The sequence below is a fragment of the Neobacillus sp. PS3-12 genome (assembly GCF_030915385.1).
Taxonomy (GTDB): domain Bacteria; phylum Bacillota; class Bacilli; order Bacillales; family Cytobacillaceae; genus JAEVLT01.
The window spans coordinates 3138188-3158128 of sequence record NZ_CP133268.1; the positions used below are offsets into that span (position 1 = coordinate 3138188).

The 19941-nt window shown below is 39.0% G+C and carries 20 protein-coding genes and 2 pseudogenes; 16 read left to right on the forward strand and 6 right to left on the reverse strand.

What is annotated here, in order from left to right:
• Positions 1-245: 245 nt before the first annotated feature.
• The 11 genes and pseudogenes from RCG17_RS15990 to RCG17_RS16040 all read left to right on the forward strand — a co-directional run bounded on the left by RCG17_RS15990 (position 246) and on the right by RCG17_RS16040 (position 9676).
• On the forward strand, positions 246-1493 hold the full coding sequence (locus RCG17_RS15990; protein WP_308171147.1) for a cation:dicarboxylate symporter family transporter: 1248 nt from the start codon (positions 246-248) through the stop codon (positions 1491-1493).
• Between the two features lie 151 nt (positions 1494-1644).
• Positions 1645-2016 (forward strand): PaaI family thioesterase, encoded by a 372-nt coding sequence (locus RCG17_RS15995; RefSeq protein WP_308171148.1) that lies wholly within the window; start codon positions 1645-1647, stop codon positions 2014-2016.
• A gap of 120 nt (positions 2017-2136) precedes the next feature.
• Positions 2137-2835, forward strand: a complete 699-nt coding sequence (locus RCG17_RS16000) for an MBL fold metallo-hydrolase (protein WP_308171149.1) — start codon at positions 2137-2139, stop codon at positions 2833-2835.
• 21 nt (positions 2836-2856) lie between these two features.
• Positions 2857-3432: a TetR/AcrR family transcriptional regulator gene (locus RCG17_RS16005; protein WP_308171150.1), complete on the forward strand. Its 576-nt coding sequence runs from the start codon at positions 2857-2859 to the stop codon at positions 3430-3432.
• 69 nt (positions 3433-3501) lie between these two features.
• Positions 3502-4116 carry an exonuclease domain-containing protein gene (locus tag RCG17_RS16010; protein ID WP_308171151.1) on the forward strand — a complete coding sequence of 205 codons (615 nt, stop codon included), beginning with the start codon at positions 3502-3504 and terminating at the stop codon, positions 4114-4116.
• A gap of 129 nt (positions 4117-4245) precedes the next feature.
• On the forward strand, positions 4246-5355 hold the full coding sequence (locus RCG17_RS16015) for a TDT family transporter (RefSeq protein WP_308171152.1): 1110 nt from the start codon (positions 4246-4248) through the stop codon (positions 5353-5355).
• A 186-nt stretch (positions 5356-5541) separates the two neighbouring features.
• Positions 5542-6426, forward strand: a complete 885-nt coding sequence (locus RCG17_RS16020) for an energy-coupling factor transporter ATPase (RefSeq protein WP_308171153.1) — start codon at positions 5542-5544, stop codon at positions 6424-6426.
• Positions 6427-6466: 40 nt separating this feature from the next.
• On the forward strand, positions 6467-7288 hold the full coding sequence (locus RCG17_RS16025; protein WP_308171154.1) for an energy-coupling factor transporter ATPase: 822 nt from the start codon (positions 6467-6469) through the stop codon (positions 7286-7288).
• Positions 7281-8124, forward strand: a pseudogene (locus RCG17_RS16030) (energy-coupling factor transporter transmembrane protein EcfT). The gene RCG17_RS16025 and the pseudogene RCG17_RS16030 overlap by 8 nt, the downstream one beginning before the upstream one ends.
• A 45-nt stretch (positions 8125-8169) precedes the next feature.
• Positions 8170-8724 (forward strand): ECF transporter S component, encoded by a 555-nt coding sequence (locus RCG17_RS16035; RefSeq protein WP_308171155.1) that lies wholly within the window; start codon positions 8170-8172, stop codon positions 8722-8724.
• Positions 8721-9676: pseudogene (locus tag RCG17_RS16040) on the forward strand (P1 family peptidase). The gene RCG17_RS16035 and the pseudogene RCG17_RS16040 overlap by 4 nt, the downstream one beginning before the upstream one ends.
• A gap of 174 nt (positions 9677-9850) precedes the next feature.
• Here the strand turns inward: RCG17_RS16040 and RCG17_RS16045 are convergent.
• The 6 genes from RCG17_RS16045 to RCG17_RS16070 all read right to left on the reverse strand — a co-directional run bounded on the left by RCG17_RS16045 (position 9851) and on the right by RCG17_RS16070 (position 14624).
• Positions 9851-10186 carry a hypothetical protein gene (locus RCG17_RS16045; RefSeq protein ID WP_308171156.1) on the reverse strand — a complete coding sequence of 112 codons (336 nt, stop codon included), beginning with the start codon at positions 10184-10186 and terminating at the stop codon, positions 9851-9853.
• A gap of 103 nt (positions 10187-10289) precedes the next feature.
• Positions 10290-11225 carry an aldo/keto reductase gene (locus RCG17_RS16050; protein ID WP_308171157.1) on the reverse strand — a complete coding sequence of 312 codons (936 nt, stop codon included), beginning with the start codon at positions 11223-11225 and terminating at the stop codon, positions 10290-10292.
• Positions 11226-11398: 173 nt separating this feature from the next.
• Complete coding sequence (locus tag RCG17_RS16055) at positions 11399-11776, reverse strand: YuzC family spore coat inner layer protein (protein WP_308171158.1); 378 nt, start codon at positions 11774-11776, stop codon at positions 11399-11401.
• 23 nt (positions 11777-11799) lie between these two features.
• On the reverse strand, positions 11800-12144 hold the full coding sequence (locus tag RCG17_RS16060; RefSeq protein ID WP_308171159.1) for a hypothetical protein: 345 nt from the start codon (positions 12142-12144) through the stop codon (positions 11800-11802).
• A gap of 252 nt (positions 12145-12396) precedes the next feature.
• Positions 12397-14133, reverse strand: coding sequence for an adenine deaminase (gene ade / locus RCG17_RS16065; RefSeq protein ID WP_308171160.1), 1737 nt, complete (start codon positions 14131-14133; stop codon positions 12397-12399).
• A 20-nt stretch (positions 14134-14153) separates the two neighbouring features.
• Positions 14154-14624 (reverse strand): nucleoside deaminase, encoded by a 471-nt coding sequence (locus tag RCG17_RS16070; RefSeq protein ID WP_308171161.1) that lies wholly within the window; start codon positions 14622-14624, stop codon positions 14154-14156.
• A 239-nt stretch (positions 14625-14863) separates the two neighbouring features.
• On the opposite strand from RCG17_RS16070, the gene RCG17_RS16075 reads away from it, so the two are divergent.
• The 5 genes from RCG17_RS16075 (at position 14864) to RCG17_RS16095 (ending at position 19893) form a co-directional block, all read left to right on the forward strand.
• Entirely contained in the window at positions 14864-15988 is a 1125-nt protein-coding gene (locus tag RCG17_RS16075; RefSeq protein ID WP_308171162.1) for an NADH-dependent flavin oxidoreductase, read from the forward strand.
• Between the two features lie 209 nt (positions 15989-16197).
• Complete coding sequence (locus RCG17_RS16080; RefSeq protein WP_308171163.1) at positions 16198-17004, forward strand: amino acid ABC transporter substrate-binding protein; 807 nt, start codon at positions 16198-16200, stop codon at positions 17002-17004.
• 14 nt (positions 17005-17018) lie between these two features.
• Positions 17019-17699 (forward strand): amino acid ABC transporter permease, encoded by a 681-nt coding sequence (locus RCG17_RS16085; protein ID WP_308171164.1) that lies wholly within the window; start codon positions 17019-17021, stop codon positions 17697-17699.
• Positions 17700-17716: 17 nt separating this feature from the next.
• On the forward strand, positions 17717-18463 hold the full coding sequence (locus RCG17_RS16090; RefSeq protein WP_308175859.1) for an amino acid ABC transporter ATP-binding protein: 747 nt from the start codon (positions 17717-17719) through the stop codon (positions 18461-18463).
• A gap of 122 nt (positions 18464-18585) precedes the next feature.
• Positions 18586-19893, forward strand: coding sequence for a purine/pyrimidine permease (locus RCG17_RS16095; protein ID WP_308171165.1), 1308 nt, complete (start codon positions 18586-18588; stop codon positions 19891-19893).
• The last annotated feature ends 48 nt before the right edge of the window (positions 19894-19941 follow it).

The following is a 19941-nucleotide window of genomic DNA, read 5'->3' on the forward strand; positions in this document are numbered from 1 at the left end:
TTGAAAATAAATAATTTTGTATAATAATCACTATATTTAAAAAATAATTTAATGACCGTTTATATATCAATATGCGATTATTCTTATCTAAATTATATATTGTTAATATGAATCAAATGAGTTAAAATGAGTTTATGTTATTTTAAGAAAGTTTTGGATAAAGAACTTCCTATTTTAAAATACTTTTATGTAGGGAGATATATCTTTGTCTGTCTAAATACTATATAGATGGGGGAGAGACATTAGTGAAAAAGATCAGTTTGGCGTGGCAAATTTTCATTGGTTTAATACTCGGAATCATTGTTGGTGCGATTTTTTATGGTAATCCACATGTTGAGCAAATTCTTACACCATTTGGTGCTATATTCTTACGATTAATTAAAATGATTGTTGTTCCGATCGTTATTTCATGTCTAGTCGTTGGGGTTGCAGGTGCAGGTGACATGAAGTCATTAGGAAAACTTGGTGGAAAAACGCTGATTTACTTTGAAGTCATCACTACCATTGCAATTGTTGTCGGACTGCTGGTAGCGAATATGGTTCATCCAGGTACAGGTGTTGACCGTTCACAGCTTATTAAATCAGATATGACCGCTTATGTAACAACTGAAAAAGCAACAGAGTCACATTCGAAAATTGATACATTTGTAAATATCGTACCGACTAACGTTGTTCAAGCATTTGCAAATGGCGATATGTTATCGATTATTTTCTTCTCTGTTATGTTCGGACTTGGTGTTGCCGCAATCGGTGAAAAAGGTGAGCCGATTTTGAAATTCTTTAGGGGAACGGCAGATGCCATGTTTTATGTTACTAACCAAATCATGAAGGTTGCCCCAATCGGTGTTTTTGCCTTAATCGGTGTTACCGTTTCTAAATTTGGTTTATCATCTCTTATTCCGCTCGGAAAACTTGTTATCACTGTTTATGGCGCTATGATCTTCTTTGTGATCGTTGTCCTTGGAATTGTTGCCAAAATGGCAGGATATAATATCTTTAAGCTTTTAGGTTACCTAAAGGACGAGTTAATTTTAGGTTATTCAACAGCCAGCTCGGAAACGGTTCTACCAAGAATAATGGAAAAAATGGAGAGAATCGGTTGTCCAAAAGGAATCACTTCTTTCGTTATTCCTACAGGCTACTCTTTTAATCTTGATGGTTCGACCCTTTATCAAGCAATTGCAGCATTGTTTATTGCACAAATGTATGGAATTCATTTGAGCATTGGACATCAAATTACATTGGTTTTAATTTTAATGGTAACTTCTAAAGGTATTGCCGGAGTTCCTGGTGTTTCCATCGTGGTCCTTCTTTCTACATTAGGTAGTGTTGGCATTCCAGTTGAAGGTTTAGCGTTTATCTTAGGAGTTGACCGTCTCTTGGATATGGCTCGTACAGCCGTAAACGTTGTTGGAAACTCTTTAGCAGCGATAGTTATTTCAAAATGGGAAGGTCACAAGTTAAAAGACCGTCCAGAAAAAATAGCTGCGTAAAAGTAAATAAGTCGAATAAAACCTGTTCCCTTGGGGGCAGGTTTTTTGATGGTTAATTTCTTACTTTAGTAAAGTACGAAGATTGTAAAGCAGGAACAATGACTGCTTAAATCGAATTGAAAATAACATGAATATAAATAAGGGGGATATCATGTTTATCATTCAGCCATTTGACGAGTTTTTAGGATTAGAATGTGTGAAAATTAGTGAAGGTCGTGTAAAAGTAACATTGCCTGTGAAACCTCTATATATCAATAGTGCAGATGTAGTACATGGAGGCATTATCTCTTCACTTGCAGATGTTGCCATGTGCAATACAGTTGGTGCTGATGAGAATAATGTCCAAAAAGTGGTGACGGTAGATCTGAATGTTACCTTTTTAAAGGGCACAAAGGCGAAATACTTAGTAGCAGACGCACAAGTTTCAAAGGGAGGAAGAAGTCTTACCCATGCAGATTGCATGATTTATGATGACCAGGAAAATCTGATCGCCAAAGCAAAAGCAATTCTTTTTAATAGATAATACAGTTAAAACCTTAGCTCATTCCCGCTATAGGTTTTTTTATTTTTAATAAAATAGTTGTGAAAACTAATGACGTTAGTTAAAATAAAACTAATGATATTAGTTAAAGGGGATTGGGATATGAGAGTGATAAAGGATGGTTTTTTGTACCAATTAACGTTTATGCCAAGTTTTTTCCCGGTTAATTGTTATTTTGTTGAAGAAGAGGATAGTTTAACATTAATAGATGCAGCGCTTTCCTTTAGTTCGAAGGGGATTTTAAACAGTGCACAAAGAATTGGAAAGCCCATTTCAAAAATTATTCTTACACATGCGCACGGGGACCATGTTGGCGCATTAGACCGTTTGAAAGAAGAACTCCCCAATATACCGGTCTATATTTCAAAACGGGATTCACGGTTGATGGAAGGAGATTTATCTCTTGATCTGCATGAAGACCAAAGTCCAATTAAGGGCGGTGTTCCTAAAAGTCTAAAAACGCGGGCTGACGGCTTATTAGAAGACGGAGATACAATCGGTTCCCTTATTGCCATTGAAACTCCTGGTCATACTCCAGGTTCAATGTCATTTTTAGATAAAAGAACAAACACCATTATTGCCGGTGATGCGTTACAATCAAGAGGGGGGATTGCCGTAGCGGGAGATTTGAAACTGTTATTTCCGTTTCCAGCATTCGGCACCTGGAGTAAAAAAACCGCTTTGGTAAGCGCAAAAAAAATTGTTAGCTATCAACCAGAAGTTCTTGCAGTTGGCCATGGGGAGATTATCAAAAAACCAGTTCATGCAATAGAGACGGCAATTTTACATCTGGAAAAATAATGGAATAAAGGGGAAAGAAAGATGTCACCAAGACCAAAAGTAGCACTTGATCTAGAAACCGTAATCGAAGCTGCAGCAGATATAGCCGATCAATTTGGTGTACAGGAAGTTACCTTAGCGAACCTTGCTAAAAGATTAAATATTCGCCCGCCATCCTTATATAATCATGTAGAGGGTTTACCTGGGTTACGAAAAGAATTAGCCATCCTCGGTTTAAATAAATTGTATGCGGAATTATCAGCAACGGCAGTTGGACTTACAGGGGAAAATGCCATCATAGAATTAAGTAAAACCTATATTAACTTTGCAAGGAAACATCCAGGGCTATATGAAGCAACCTTACTTGCCCCTGACCCAAAGGACCAGGATGTTCAATTATCTGGCGGAAAAATTATCGACTTAACCATTAATGTTTTACGGGAATATGATTTAGAAGGGGATAGTGCCTTGCATGCTGTAAGAGGGCTTCGCAGCATTTTGCATGGCTTTTCCTCATTGGAGCAAAAAGGCGGACTTGAGCTTGCACTTGACTTGGATGTCAGCCTAAGGTTAATCATAAAAGCTTTCCTTGCTGGGATTGGGGAATTAAAAAAATAGATCTTGATCTACAGGATAGTAATGCAAACCTAGCTATATTATGATTATGATAAGAAGATTAGTAAAAGGATGGTTAACTTGAGTAAACAGAATAAGCTAGGTTTGGTAGTGGATGTTGAAACAACGGGATTGGGTCCGGATTCAGATGAAGTCATTGAGCTTGCTTTAAAGTTATTTTCTTATCGGAATGAAACCGGTGAAGTGATTGAGATTCTTGAGGAAGATTCCTTTTTAAGGGAGCCTAAATCGAGCTCAGCACTTAAAAATTATAATCAGGCATTTAAGGTTCATGGTATTCCCTTTGAATCGGTACGAGGAAAAAGTTTTTCAGATATGAAGATTAAAACTTATTTCCACCGGGCCGATTCTGTGTTTGCTCACAATGCTTCTTTTGACCGTAGTTTTTTGTACCGGCTTTATCCTGAGGTAAATGATTTAAAATGGTATTGTACAATGCGGGGGGTTCCATGGAAAAAATACGGATTTCCTAACGGAAAGCTCTTGACCCTTTTACAATCTCATCAGATAACAGAATTTCAAACACACCGAGCAATGGATGATATTACATACCTCCTGGAGCTCCTCAAAAAGACTAGTCCGAATGGTAACCTTTACCTTCGTGAGGTTCTTGAAAAAGGACCGATGAGAAAATACCAATCAGCCGGACAGGCAAAAATGGGCTAAAACGAATGATAGACAGGGCTAGGCTTACCTTACCTAGTCCTTTTTTGTTTTAAAAAGAAAATATATAAAAAAGCAACATATAAATGTTACAATTAAGTGAACAAAATTTACATTTATATGGTGATTACAGTGGAGTTTTTTTACCTATACCTATTTTTTACATTTAGCATCAGCCTGTTTATCTTTTTAAAAAAAATATATGTCAGTACAGCTGCAATGGCCGTCGTTATGTCATTAGGGATCACGACACAGGGTGTTCTTTTAAATTTCTTTGGAACCCGATTTTTTTATAGCATACCTGGAAGAATCCTTAGTATTGTTGATTTGGTCTTATGGAGCTCTTTTGTATTTTCCTTTTTGTTAGCTTGCCTCAATAAAAAATTTAATGAATTGCATTATTCGAATCCCATTAATCGTTTTGGGATCGGGACATGGGTTGCTGGAACTTCAATATGTGGAATCTTGCTTGACAAGCAGTTTAACGAATGGGGCGTGTTCGTGAAAATCCTTTTATGCATGAATATAGGTCTATGGGCTTTATATATATGGATTTCGTTACGAGCACTAGTAGATGTAATAAAAAAACGTCTTACCCACCGCGTTCATGGTGTCCTTTTACTTACAACGGTAAGTACGCAATCCATCGTGCTATTGGCTAGTACAGTTTACAAAGGTGTACCAGAATCAATTGCTCTTTTTTTCACAATATTTGGGATTAGTTTCTATATCGTTAGTGCTTTATTGATTATTAAGCGGTATAGTAAGCTCGGGTCATGGTCGATCCGAATGGATTGGAATAATACCAACTGTATTCTACATGGAGCATTGTCCATAACAGGGCTCGCCTGTCTTGTTTCGCATTTGTTAACAAAGCAAAGTGTGATGATCCTTTGGATTTGTGCCGCCATTGTATTTCTGGTGATCGAAATAGTTGAGCTTGTGAGGCTTTTTATCCGAATTAAATATGATGGATGGAAGCAGGCTATGTTCGTTTATGATGTCAGTCAATGGAGCCGAGTATTCACGTTTGCAATGTTCTATACTTTTACGTATTTAAGTCAATCGAATTCATCTTCCTTTCCTTTTTATGTTCAAAGATTAATTATTATCTCAGGGATATGGGTGATTTTTACATTAGTTATTTTTGAAATTGGACTTGTAGTAAAATCCATTGTTGAAAATTACCCAAGAAAGTGGAGAAAACGAAATTCACCAAGTGAATTTCATTCTTCTTTTTAACGAAGTTTTGACAAAAGCAATGAGAAATTTACAAAGTTTTCGGCGATTTAGACTTGAAATTGGCGATAATTTATCGACATTTGTATAATGACAATAAACATCTTTACAAAACTTAAACTTTTAATAAAATCGATATATGTGTATCGATATTTTTTTGGAATAATAATAAGATAGGGAGGGGAAAAAGTGGAACCGATTATACGCCTGGAACATGTCTTTTTTTCTTATAAAATCAATGAACAAACTTCCGTTCCAGTCTTAAAAGATGTATCTTTTAAGATTTTCCCTGGAGAATACGTCGCCATTATTGGACACAATGGCTCTGGCAAGTCAACATTATCCAAGCATTTAAACGGCTTATTGAAACCAAATTCGGGTGATGTGTGGGTTCATGGACTGAATACGAACGACGAAAGTAAAAAGAGGGAAATCCGCCAAGCAGTTGGCATGGTTTTTCAGCATCCAGATAATCAAATTGTTGCGACAATTGTAGAAGAAGATGTGGCATTTGGTCTTGAAAACATTGGAGTTCCCAGGGAAGAAATGAAGAAGCGAATTGATGAGGCATTAAGTGTTGTGAAGATGTCTGATTTTCGCAAAAGGCCGCCACATCATCTATCGGGAGGACAAAAACAAAGGGTTGCTATCGCAGGAGTGTTAGCAATGCATCCCGATTGTATCGTGTTTGATGAAGCAACAAGTATGCTCGATAGCTTTGGCCGTAAAGAAGTTCTTCAAGTTATGAAAAACATGAATGATATGGGAATGACGATTGTTACGGTCACTCACCGAATGTCCGAGGCAGCCGAAGCAGACCGCATAATTGTGGTCGAGGGCGGACAAGTTGTGATGGATGGATCACCACGCGAAATTTTTCAACATAAAGATCAATTAACTGAGCTTCAATTGGATGTACCATCTGTTAGCCAAATAGCTGAAATCATTCACAAACAATTTCCAAACTTTTCAAATGATTTGATTCAAGAAGATGAGCTCGTCTCTGAAGTAGTAAGGCTAGGTAGGAATACAGGGGGGAATAAAGCTGAACAGTCCCAAGCAACCTCTCATTGAGGTAGATAATTTATCGCATACATATATGAAAAACACTCCAATGGAACATGTTGCGCTAAAAGGCGTAAATATGTATGCGGAAGCAGGAGAATGTATTGCCATCATTGGGCATACTGGTTCGGGAAAATCGACGTTAATTCAGCATTTTAATGGGTTAATGAGACCCGAAGCAGGAAAGGTTGTAATCGATGGGCATGATTTATCAAAAAGAACTGTCGACCTGAAAAAACTGCGGCGAACAGTTGGCCTTGTTTTTCAAAATCCAGAAGATCAAATTTTTGAGAAAATTATTGGTGATGACATCGCCTATGGGCCATTTAAGCTTGGATTGCCACTGAAAGAAGTGAGGGAGCGGGTTAAATGGGCAATGGGTGTAGTTGGACTGGATTTTGAAGAAATGAAGGACCGTCAAACTTTTGCCCTAAGCGGCGGGCAAAAACGAAAAGTTGCACTTGCCGGCATATTGGCGTTAAAACCAAAAATTTTGGTTCTTGACGAGCCAACTGCAGGGTTAGACCCAAGGTCCAGAAATGAATTGTTAGATAAAATTAAGTATCTGAATAAGGAAGAAAAGTTAACGGTGTTATTTGTTTCACACAATATGGAGGAAGTGGCCTTTTTAGCTGATCGAGTTTATGTAATGGCAAATGGAACGGACGTATTAAATGGAACACCTAAAGAAATTTTTTCAGATAAAGAAAAACTTGAGCGTTTCCAAATCGGAACACCTGAAACCGTCCAGGTTCTTTATCGACTTGCCGGCCTTGGATACAAGGTTAATACATCGGCCTTTACAATCTCAGAAGCATCCACCGAAATTATGAAGGTTCTTACCAGTGCAGAGGGGGGGCACAATGGCTAGTGAATTTGAACTGACCCGGAATATTACCATCGGGCAGTATGTGCCAACGGATTCTTACATCCATCGATTAGACCCAAGAATTAAGTTATTCTTATTTATCATTCTTGTATTAGCGATTGCCTTTAATACGAGTTATATCGGAAACCTTATTGGCCTTATCTTATCTTTTTATTTATTTTGGGCATCAAGAATTCCTATTAGCTATGGTCTGTCAGGTGTAAAGCCGGCGATTCCTTTTATTGTTATCTTAGCAATCTTGCAGCTGCTTTTTCAGGGTGAGGTTTTTTCACACGGAAGGGTATTTGTACATTACGGATTTATTCTGATTACGAGTGAAAGCATTCGTTTAGTTATTGTTTCAACTGTTCGGTTTATAGAAATTATCTTTTTAAGTAGTGTGTTAACTCTATCCACATCGATCACAGAGTTAACACATTCGATCCAAAGTTTATTAAGTCCACTTCATAAAATTAAATTTCCAGTCCATGAAATTTCATTAATCACCACGATTGCGATTCGCTTTGTTCCCACCTTTGCAATGGAAATGGAAAAAATGATGAAGGCGCAGGCATCAAGAGGCGCTGATTTTGGATTCCGGGAGCTGGTGGAGGATCATCCAAAGAACGAAGGATATGTTCCCGATTATCATTCCTTTATTTAATACAGCCTTATCCAGGGCTGAAGATCTTATTTTAGCGATGGAGTCACGCTGCTATACTCCAGGCGGTGAGCGGACATCCTTTCTAGTTTATAAAGCTGGGATGAAGGATTACATCATTCTTGTTATTGGAATAATAATTGCCTTGTTTTTGTTTTTATATAGCTTTCCTTATTAAGTTCTTGGAGAAAAAATTAAGGGTGTTTAAAAGGAGGAGCATGCAGTGAAAAAGTCATTAACGGTACGGGATATCGTTATTGCTGGTGTTTTGGGGGCAGTTGCGATTTTATTAGGTGTTACGAGGCTGGGGTATATTCCAGTTCCAACTGCAGCTGGTAATGCAACGATTATGCATATACCAGCGATTATCGGTGGTATTATGCAAGGACCCGCTGTGGGTCTAATTGTCGGTGCAATCTTTGGAGTGTCTTCGTTTTTAAATGCAACAGTACCACTGTTTAAAGATCCCCTTGTAGCGATTGTACCGCGCTTGTTTATTGGAATCGTGGCATGGCTTGTCTATGCAGGCATTCACCGCAAGAGTGAGTTCCTGGCTATTGCTATTTCATCATTTTTAGGGACATTAACAAATACGGCGCTGGTGCTGGGTATGGCGGTAGTCCGTCATTACATGGATGCAAAGGTAGCTTGGACTGTAGCGATAACAAATGGAATTCCTGAGGCAATTGTGGGAATGATCGTGACATTAGCAGTTGTTTTGTCATGGAAACAAATTGGGAAAAGCAAAAAGTCAAAGATATCTGATGATGTTGAATGATGGGACAAATTACAGATGTACCTGGTGTAAAGGTCGGACAAAAAGAGAATATGGACGCCTTAACGGGCTGTACAGTTGTTCTTTTTGAAGATGGAGCTGTTGGGGGAGTAGATGTAAGAGGGTCTGCTCCCGGCACGAGAGAAACCGATTTGTTGAACCCAATCAACCTCGTTGAAAAGGTTCATGGTATTCTTTTGAGCGGCGGCAGTGCATTTGGCTTGGATGCTGCGTCTGGTGTGATGCAGTACTTAGAGGAAAAGGGAATTGGTCTTGATGTAGGTGTCGCCAAGGTCCCCATTGTTCGGGGGCAGTTCTGTTTGACCTTGCTGTGGGCGATTCAAAGGTGCGTCCCAATAAAGAAATGGGTTATGAAGCGGCACAATTAGCTTCCTCAGAAAAATTCAAAATAGGTAATGCTGGAGCAGGATGCGGGGCAACAGTCGGCAAACTGGCTGGACCTGACTACTGTATGAAAGGAGGACTAGGCAGTGCTTCGATCCGTTTAGAAAGCGGGATTGTCATTGGAGCTATTGTGGCTGTAAATGCAGTGGGCGAGGTCCGTGATCTGGCTGCTGGAAAAATAATGGCTGGTGCCTATGATCGAAAAAGGAACACAATGATTGATAGTATGGCATTACTTGAGAAAAACTACCAAGCGGTCATTCCGGCGGGCACCAATACCACGATTGGCGTTGTAGCCTTAAATGCTAATTTAACAAAGAGTGAGGCTAACAAAGTTGCGCAAATGGCGCAGGATGGATATGCAAGGACCATTTATCCAGTACATACCATGAACGACGGTGATACCATTTTTGCAGCAGCAACTGGTGGAATCCGAATTCCAGTCGACATGGCTGGAGCCTTGGCGGCAAAGGTCATGGAATTGGCCATTTTAAATGCGATCCAATCAGCAGAAGGTATTGCGGGTATACCTGCCTATCAAGATATTTAAAGTACCCAAAAGGATTTCATTTTATCGGAGTCCTTTTTTCTTTCGGCTGTTTCTCTTAATTTGTAAATTTTTTGGAAAAAGTTACGATTGTTATCACTCTTTTTTTTGATAGATTTAAGTGAAAGTAGGCTTTTTTCGAAACTCAGAATAGAGGGTGTCTCCTGGAGACACCCTCTAAAATGCTTTCTTTGAATCAGCCTTGCCTACAAACATATTGGTCGCACGTTCCCAAGGCTTACCCATCCAGCGGCGATAAGCAAAGCAGCCGCGCAGCCATTCATCGGCACCTTGTGCAAGCCAAACTCCCAGAATTCCCAAACCATAGTAAACACCAAGTAAATAACTGAATCCTACTGCGACTCCCCACCCGGCAGCGGCATCATCTGAGTAATGGCTCAGCACCAAGGTTGCAATAATCCCCATGCCCATATGAAGGGCGAGTTCGATAAAAAGCGGCCATGAAATACTAAATAGTGTCTGTTCTTGATAGCGATTTGTTTGAACGTCCAAAACAGTTTTCCCCTTCATTTAAAAATTACATAGTTTCCATTTTACAACTAAAAATAAAAAAACCTGACCCATATGAGGGACCAGGTCTTAGTTAAGATATGATTTAATTATGGAAGATATGGTCAATTTTTTCAATTTCCTCTTGGGATAAGCTAATTTCTAAGGTTTTCAGGTTTTCCATCACTTGATCTGGCTGTTTTGCCCCTGGAATTAACGCATCAATCGAATCTCTTGTCAGGTACCAGGCAAGAACAACATGGGCTGTTTCAGCATCTTTAGCCTGAGCGATTTCTCGGATTTTCTCAACCTTCTCAAGATTTTTTAAATACGTCTCCCCTTGGAAGAGAGGGTTTTTCGCCCTGCCGTCAATAAAGGTGGAATCCTTATGATATTTTCCACCTAATAATCCAGAGGCTAGTGGAAAATATGGAATAAAGGAGATATTATTTTCGGCTGTGTATGGTAATAAATCTTTTTCAGCCCAACGTTTAAAAAGATTGTATTCGGACTGGATGACATCCACATAACCGTCTTTATTTGCTTCCTTTAATTGCTCAATCGAAAAATTAGAAACACCTATGGCTCTAATTTTTCCTGCCTCTTTTAATTCCTTTAAGGCTCCGACGGCTTCATTCTTAGGTGTATCATTGTCAGGGAAGTGGATATAAAACAAATCAATATAATCTGTTTGTAATCGTTTAAGGCTGCTCTCTACAGATTCTTTTAAAAATGCTGGGGAATTGTCAAAGACTACTTTTCCATCAACGAATTTGTGGGCACCTTTTGTGGCAATGACCATTTCTTTACGGTTGCCTGTTTCTTTTAATACTTCGCCAATTAATCGTTCTGAATGCTCAGGACCGTATATGTAGGCCGTATCTAAAAAGTTAATACCATTGTTGATGGCAGTTCGAACCATCTCTTTACCAGTTTCATCATTAAGATTTGGAAAAAGATTGTGTCCACCAACAGCATTTGTTCCAAGTCCGATGGGGGAAACATAAAGATCTGTTTTGCCTAATTGATTTTTCTTTACCATAAACTCATCCTCCTCACTTTAAATTAATCATAACAAATTCCAAAGTAAGGATAAAATTGAAGTGCTTGGACAATTTAAACAAACGATTGATTAATAAATAAGGCTGTGTTGAATTTTTAACACAGCCATAAATAAAAAGCCTGTAAAGTGAACCTTTGACAGGCTTGAAGGTATTAATGTCCCCACTTTATGGCAAAGGACAGTGAACAACAGTTTTCAAATGGGTCCAGTGTTTCCCGTGAATGTAATGTGAAAACAATCCCTGTTGGGGAAAAATGCGTTGTAACGGGAACAGTGAGGCCGATTGATTTTACTAAAGCTTCAACCTGGGCTTTTCTCCCATGCTGGGCAGCATCCATTAATTTATGAGCAAAGGAAGGATTGTTTAGATGACTTAACAATTTATTTCCCTGATACATTAATGGTGAAAAGGCCTTTACGGATTTGGAAAAAATCTTTGTATCAATGGCTGGATAAGCAAAACGGAAATTGGCTTGTGTTGCTGGGAAGTAAAAAGGGAATGGAGGATCGTATCTCATGTATGGGAACATATAGACTCTCCTTTGATAATAAATTAAAATCCTCCCTCAGTAGGAGTAAATGGAATGGTAAGTCTGTTCTCAACGACACGAAGTCTGGTGTTTAAGCGATTTAGTTGACGTGTTTGCTTCACATTCATGTCATTTAGTCTTGTCAGCTCATGATTAATCCGATTGATTTCTCCATTTAGACGATGAATTTCTTTGTTTTGTCGGGACAATTCCTCGCTTAGTCGACTAAGTTCTTTAACTTGATGAGCATTCTGACGTTCTAAACTGCTGACTCTTTTTTCGATCGTTTGTGCTTGTGGTGGCTCTCTGAATGGGTCAAAATGGTGCTCGTGGTAGTACGGCTGAGGTACATAATAATATGGATTCATTGGGCAACGCTCCTTTTAAAGTACGGGCTAATTCCCTATAAGATATGTAGTTTAATGTGGGTTGGCACGGCGAGTACCCAACTGCCATTAACCAAAAAGCTCCCAGTCTTTTGGACATGGGAGAGGAGCTTGAGAGGAAAGATGTAGAATCGTTTTGTAAAGATGTAGAATCGCCGGGCAAGGATGTAGAATCGCTTTGCAAAGATGTAGAATCTCCGGCAAATGTAGAATTTCAGAGCAAAGTTGTAGAATCTAATACTCAATAGGAATGTGTTTAAAGCGTGATACTTGAAATAGTCCCATATCTGTTAACTTTAATTCTGGTATCACCGGGAGAGCCAAAAACGATAATGTTAAAAAAGGATTGAAATCATGGCTAGCACCTATTTTATTTAGTGCCTGATGTATGGAAGCAAGGCTTGAATAGACCTTCTTGTATGGCTGATCGGAGAGTAATCCGGCAATAGGTAAGGGAAGAGATGCTAGAATTTTTCCATTTTGGACGACCATTAATCCGCCTTTTATTTTTCGTATTTCTTCAGCCGCAAATAAGAGGTCAGCATCATTTGTACCCGCAAGAATAAGATTATGAGAGTCATGGGCAACGGTAGTGGCGATTGCTCCAGATTTCAAACCTAAGCCTTTAACGATGCCTAAGCCAATATGCTTGGTCATGTGATGGCGTTCTATCACAGCGAGTTTTAGCTGATCTTTTTCAATCGAAGGTTGAAATAAATGGTTTGTATCTATTGCAACTTCCTCTACAATGTGGCGGGTGAGCAAGCTGTTTGGGATAATTTCGATGATGTTTGCTTTTGGGTTTTTAAAATAAATATAGAAATCCTCTTGGGATAAGTCACGAAAGTGAACAGTATTTGTTAATTGCTCCGAAATAAACGAAGTGACATTAACGGGTACATCCACCAAACGCCCATTTTCCATAACGAGTTTTCCACTTTTAACAACTTTGGAAATGGCTACAGTTTCGAAATTGCTTAGAATGAGTAAGTCAGCCTTATAACCAGGAGCGATGGCACCTTTTTCTGTAAGTCCAAAGCATTCAGCAGTGTTTAAAGATGCCATTTGGTAAGCAGTAATTGGATCCAAGCCTTCTGTGATGGCTAACCTCACGTTATGATCGATACTGCCTTCGTTGATTAAATCATCTAAGTGTTTATCATCAGTTACAAACAAGCAGCGGCGTGAATTCCGTTCATTAACAGTTGGAAGCAATTGGCGTAAATCCTTTGCAACCGTACCTTCCCTTATCATCAAATACATTCCCTTTTTTAATCTTTCCTTTGCCTCTTTTGCTGTGACACTTTCATGATCTGTTCGGATACCAGCAGCCATATAAATATTTAAGTCATGTGAAGATAGTCCAGCCGCGTGCCCATCAATTTTTTTTCCCGCTTTTTTGGTTTCCACGATTTTTTCAATCATGGAATTTTCGCAATGAAGAACCGCAGGGAAATTCATAACTTCGGCTAATCCGAGGACCATGGGATGCTGATAAAAAGGTTTTAAATCATCTATACTTAGGGTCGCCCCTGAATGCTCAAACGTTGTGGCAGGAACACATGAAGGCAGCATCGTATAAAGATCCACTGGAAGGTTTTTGGCTGTGTCAAGCATGAATTGAATCCCTTTTGCCCCTAATACGTTCGCAATCTCATGTGGATCCGTAATGGCGGTGGTAACTCCGTGTAAAAGGAGGACTTTGGCAAATTCATTCGGGAGGACCATAGAGGATTCTATATGAACATGGCCATCAATAAAAGCAGGAGCTATAAAACAACCCTTTGCATCTATCATCGTTTCGCCAATGTATTCTCCTATTCCAACGATATATCCGTCCGCAATTGCAATATCGCCACTAATAATTTCACCGTTAAAGACATCAAGAATTTGTCCATTTTTAATCACAAGGTCTGCTGGAGATCTTCCTGCTGCAACATCAATTCTTCGTATTAGTTGGTTTTTGTTCATCTCCTTTGCTCCTCTTCTGTTTAATAGGAAATCTTCGAGTTGGAGGATTTCCAGGCTGTGAATGGAGAGTTAATATTTTGGGGATTAAGTTGTTTCATTTTAATTGATCTTTTTTCTATTGGCAGTGCAATTTGTTCATAAATAAAATGATCATCAAAGCCTGCCATAGCTGCCTCGTCTTTTGTATATGCATAGTAAACAGCCCTTGGTCTTGCCCAGTAAATGGCTCCGAGACACATAGGACAAGGTTCGCAACTTGTGTAAATATCACAATCCTTTAACTGAAAATCCTTTAGATACTCACAGGCTGCTCGAATTGCCTGTATTTCTGCATGGGCAGTAGGGTCATGTTGGGCGGTCACTTGATTTTTGCCAATTCCAATAATTTTTCCGTTCTTTATCACAATAGCTCCAAAGGGGCCCCCTTGATTACTTTCAACATTCTCCAATGCGACTTCAATCGCCTTATTTATATAATGCCTTTCATCCAAAAAATCACCCCATTTGAATAATAGTTAATTACTAATATGTTTTCATTTGCCTATATAGTCTGCGGTATGATTTGTTTGTTAAAATTATTCATGATTGGAATTCTAAAATCTATTTCCGTGTCAGCATATCTCCTATATTTTTTTATTGCTTGTCCATAATCAGTAAATGTGTTTATTCTTTTTTGGGGAAAAATAAAACCGCTAAACAAACTTTTTGCTTTTTAAAGGGGGATTTTTCTATGAATGATAAATATAAGGGCTTGTTTGAGCCTTTTCAATTTAAAAATGGAGTAAGTTTAAAAAATCGAATTATTATGGCACCAATGACCAATTTTTCATCAAACTCAGATGGGACGGTATCTGATGCGGAAGTCAATTACTACGCCCGCCGCTCAAAAGGAGTCAGTATGGTGATTACTGCCTGCACATATGTAACACCCAATGGAAAAGGATTCCCGGGAGAGTTTGCCGGGGATCGTGATGAGATGATCCCGAGTCTCAATCGGCTGGCTTCTGCGATTAAGGAAGAAGGAGCAAAAGCGCTTTTGCAAATTTTTCATGGCGGCAGAGAGTGCCCGCCAAATCTAGTTCCGAATGGGGAAACAGTCAGTGCAAGTGCTGTAGCTTCTGAACGTGCGGGTTCTGTCACTCCAAGAGAATTAAGTGAGGAAGAAATTGAAGACATTATTCATGCATTTGGTGAAACAACCCGCCGTGCAATTAACGCCAATTACGACGGAATTGAGATTCATGGAGCAAACGGATATCTGATTCAGCAATTCTTTTCGCCACACTCCAACCGAAGAGAGGATAAATGGGGAGGCACCCTTGAAAAACGCTTAACCTTTCCGCTTGCGATCGTTGATGAAGTGAAGAAGGTTGTGAAAGAACATGCAAAAGCACCTTTTATTATCGGCTACCGCTTTTCTCCAGAGGAACCAGAAACCCCAGGTATAACAATGGCAGATACTTTAAGATTAATGGATGTATTAGCGGACAGAGGCTTAGATTATCTTCATGTATCGCAAACGGATTATAAAGCCGTACCAAGAAGGGGAATAGAGGATAAGCGAACTAGGCTTGAGATTATTCAAGAAAGAGTCGGCGATCGAATTCCGATTATTGGCGTGGGTTCCATTTATCAGGCTGAGGATGCCCTTGATGCAATTAAAATGGGTGTCCAGCTTTTGGCGCTGGGGCGTGAGTTGATTATTGATCCAGATTGGGTCGAGAAAATTGAGAGCGGTCGTGAAGGAGAGATTGTCACAAAGATTGATAAAAATGCCCAACAGCGATTAGTTGTTCCAGATCCTCTTTGGAAGGCAATTGTGAATTCTCCAGGCTGGTTTCCAGGAGTAGATTGAATTTTTCCCAATGGGCTTCTCCCTCATGTAGAAGAGAGGTCCATTTTGGGTTTGTGCAAATAGGCATTAATTTTTAATTATGTATGAAATGATTCTTTATCACGAAGAATATTCTTAAGTATGATAATAATATATTGACATAGTAAATTTGGTGTATTAATCTAAAAACGTTGTTAAATAAAACCTATAAGAATACGGGGGATTAAAATATGAAGAAGTCATTATTACTTTTTCTTAGTTTATTTTTAGTGCTTGCACTAGCAGCTTGCAGCGGAACTAGTAAAAATACAGACAATAAGACAACAGCTGCTAAAACGCTTTATGATCAAATTAAAGCTAAAGGCGAAGTGACAATTGGGACAGAAGGCACTTATGCTCCATTTACTTTTCATGATAAAAGCGGTAAGCTAACTGGTTTTGATATTGAGGTTGCTCAAGAAGTCTTTAAGCGTCTTAACATTAAACCAAAATTTATTGAAACAAAATGGGACGGTATAATCGCGGGCTTAGATGCCAAACGCTATGATATGGTTGCCAACGAAGTGGCCATTCGTCCTGATCGTCTTCAAAAATATGACATGTCAGACCCTTATATTGCTTCAAAAGCCGTTTTAATTGTTAAGTCAGATAACACAACCATTAAAACGTTAGATGATTTAAAAGGGAAAAAGGTTGGACAATCGCTAGATAGTAATTATCGTGTTGTTGCCGAGCAACATGGTGCAACAAATACCGTTGTTGATGGTTTTAACCAATCTATTGATCTGATTACATCCAATCGGGTTGATGCAACGCTTAATGATAGTCTTTCATATTTAGACCTTAAAAAACAGCGTCCGGAGCTTCCAATTAAAGTGGTTTATACAGAACCAAATGCAACGAACAATGGTTTCTTATTCCGCAAAAACAATTCGGATTTAGTCAAGGCTGTGAATAAAGAACTTGCAGCTATGAAGAAAGACGGCACATATTTAAAAATCTCGAAAAAATACTTTGGTGAAGACGTTTCTAAGTAAAGGATTGATTCAATATGACCGATGATCGTTTCCACAGAATTGCAGGAATCCTTAGTGATTCCTTTTTTCCTATTTTACAGGCGGGATTGTATTTTACAATCCCGTTAACCTTGATTTCTTTTGTACTAGGTATATTATTAGCTTTTTTTACAGCATTGGCGCGTTTATCAAGTGTAAAACCGCTAAAGGCGATTGCCAACTTTTATGTATGGATTTTTCGCGGTACGCCATTATTGGTCCAATTATTTATTTTATTTTACGGATTCCCAAGCATTGGACTTACATTAAACCCATTTCCAGCGGCTGTTATTGGATTTACCCTCAATGTGGGTGCATATAGCTCGGAAATTATTCGCGCTGCTATTCAGTCAATACCTAAGGGACAATGGGAAGCCGCTTTTTCCATTGGGATGACAAAGTCTCAAGCGATGCGAAGAATTATTTTGCCGCAGGCTGTAAGGGTGTCACTTCCTCCACTTGGGAACTCCTTTATTAGTCTTGTAAAAGATACCTCTCTGGCTGCAACGATTACCGTTACCGAGATGTTTCAAAAAGGACAACAGATTGCGTCGGTTACTTATGAACCACTATGGTTATATATTGAGGTTGCCTTCATTTACCTGATTTTCAGCACCTTCTTATCTTACCTCCAAGCAAAGCTTGAACAGCGATATGAAAGAGGCGTTGCCAAATGATGAATGGAGGAAAGAATATGATTTCGGTTGAGAATTTGCATAAGCGGTTTGGAGAATTAGAGGTTTTAAAAGGGATTAGTTTATCCATCGATAAAGGAAAAACAGCCGTTGTTATTGGTCCATCCGGTTCAGGGAAAACGACATTCCTCCGCTGTTTAAATTTATTAGAAACACCTGATCAAGGTAAAATAACCTTAGGCGAAAAGTCAGTAGAGTTTTTAGGAAAAACAAAACTGTCTTCTTCGGCCATCACTTCGTTTCGTCAGCAGACAGGCATGGTTTTTCAAAGCTACAATTTATTTCCGCATTTAACAGCGCTTGAGAATGTAATGGAAGGACAGGTTGTTGTTCTGAAACGGGAAAAGTCAGCTGCCCGTGAAAAAGCTCTAACCCTTCTTGAAAAGGTTGGTTTGAAGGATCGCGCAGATATGTATCCGCATCAGTTATCAGGCGGTCAGCAGCAGCGTGTAGGGATTGCACGTGCCATGGCGATGGACCCGGCGGTATTATTATTTGATGAGCCGACTTCTGCACTTGATCCTGAACTTGTTGGTGAGGTATTAAAGGTTATGAAAAACCTCGCCGATGAAGGGATGACAATGGTTGTCGTCACACATGAAATGTCGTTTGCCAGGAATGTTGCGGACCAAGTTATTTTCATGGACCAGGGGATTGTTGTTGAAAAAGGGACGCCAGATGAAATTTTTGGAGGTTCACAAAATCCAAGAATGGCTCAATTTCTAAATAAAGTAATTGGAAGATAATTCATTCCAAAAACGGGAACAGTGGGTTGTTCCTGTTTTTTTATAGCTAGATTTTGGAAAAAGTCTGCCATAGTAGTATGTTATGGATGAATTTCGCACTATTTATATAAGGAGCAATTTTTATGAAAGAAACAAATAATAAAGGGAGCAACGGTATTTTAGCCGGCATTCAAGGGATACAGTGGGCGGTATTTATGCTTACCAATGTTGTGGCTGTTCCTGTTGTGGTTGGCGGGGCATTTGAGATGTCCCCTTCGGAAATTTCAACATTTATGCTGCGGATGCTGTTTGTAACGGGTTCAGCCACTTTAATTCAAATCTTTCTCGGTCATCGTCTTCCAATTGTTGAAGGCGGGGCCGGTATGTGGTGGGCTCTATTTATTCTGTTGGGAACGATGACCGCCCCTGGAGCAAGGGGACAGCTGTTGCAGCAGTTAGAGTTGGGGTTAATTCTGGCTGGAGCCTTTTTGATCCTACTCAGCTTTTTGCCGATCATATCGAGAATTCGCAAGATGTTTACACCGATTGTAACGGGTGTATATTTAATTTTACTTGTATGTCAGATGAGCGGTTCTTTTCTTAAAAGTATGCTTGGTATTACAGCGACCAATCATTTAGATGGAGCAATAACTGGTATTTGCTTCATAGAGGTGCTAATCATTCTACTTATTTCATTAAAGGCATCTGGAATTTGGAGAAGTTTAGGACCGCTTATTGGAATTATCGTTGGCTGGCTGCTGTTTCACTTATTCGGGTTAATACAAACAAAAACATATAAACCATCAAGCTGGTTTCAAGTGCCAAAATTATTTAGCTGGGGAATGCCTCACTTTGACTTCGGTATTGTGTTGACTTCTATTCTTACTGGCATTGTTTTAATCTCGAATGTGATTGCAAGTATTCTTGTTATAGGAATGGCTTTAGAAAAAAAAATCCAGGAAACTGAGCACAAAAAAGGGATTTTTGGAAATGGCGTAAATTTAGTTTTGTCGGGGTTGTTTTCGGTTGTCGGCGTGGTACCATTATCTGTTGCTGGAGGATTTATCAGTACAACCGGAATTAAACAAAAAAGACCACTTATAATTGGGGCTATCATAATCTTAATAACAGGATTTTTTCCATACATCGGAGAATTTTTTGCAACTTTGCCCTTGGAAGTAGCATATGCCTCGTTGTTTATTCCCTTTTCACAAATGTTAGGATTTGGGATACGAGATTTGATGGGACTGGAGCCTACCTCAAGAAATTTACTTGTGATCGGCATTTCATTAATTGTTGGGGTAGGGATGATGTTTGTACCGCCATCCGCTCTTGAAAATGTTGTCCCATGGCTTCGAAATATTATTGCTAATGGTTTATTGATGGGGTTAATTCTCTGCTTACTGCTTGAACATCTCATATTTCCTGAAAAGATGCAGACCAAAAATTAAACATGTAAGTTGCATAAAGCCGTTAATTAAATATGATAAAATAACCAA